This is a genomic window from Zhongshania aquatica, from assembly GCF_027257955.1.
GTDB classification, from domain to species: domain Bacteria; phylum Pseudomonadota; class Gammaproteobacteria; order Pseudomonadales; family Spongiibacteraceae; genus Spongiibacter; species Spongiibacter aquatica.
Genome location: NZ_JANZNQ010000106.1, coordinates 1 through 504 on the forward strand (window position 1 = coordinate 1; position 504 = coordinate 504).

1 protein-coding gene is annotated in these 504 nt (G+C 40.1%); it reads left to right on the forward strand.

Translation table 11 applies throughout. The features are described from left to right. Nucleotides 1-130: 130 nt before the first annotated feature. Nucleotides 131-475 (forward strand): LA2681 family HEPN domain-containing protein, encoded by a 345-nt coding sequence (locus O9X78_RS20860; protein WP_269621606.1) that lies wholly within the window; start codon nucleotides 131-133, stop codon nucleotides 473-475. Nucleotides 476-504: the final 29 nt, after the last annotated feature.

A 504-nucleotide genomic window follows, 5' to 3' on the forward strand; every position in this document is an offset into this window, starting at 1 on the left:
AAACACTCAACAACGCAACAGGAGGAATTGAAGGCAGCAAAGAAGTAAAATCTAGGCCATAATCTGGCCATCAGGGTGGGTCAATTTTAGATGCAAATCCTGGGTCAGTTTTAAATGCAAATCAACAGACATTTTTGAAAACTCTTTCAGAGAAGCGACAGAGCCTGATTCTAAAGATTTATATGAATTAAGAAATCATCTTGAGCATAAATTCGTGTCTGTTCATGACGGGTTTTGTAGGGCTGTGTCTCCCAACTACATGGAAACTCCAAAGACGGGAATATTCGATATTTCAGTTGATGATCTGATAAGTAAGACAATTCGCCAGCTAAAGCTCGCTAGATCAGCAATTATCTATCTTTCACTTGCTATACACCTTGAGGAAAAGCGTCGATCCGAAAGTCGCGATCCAGACAAAATTAGCGCACAAATGTTCCTTGATGGGTGGGATGATGAGTGGAAGCGGAAAGGTTGATGTTGTTATGGATTACGTATTTACATTTG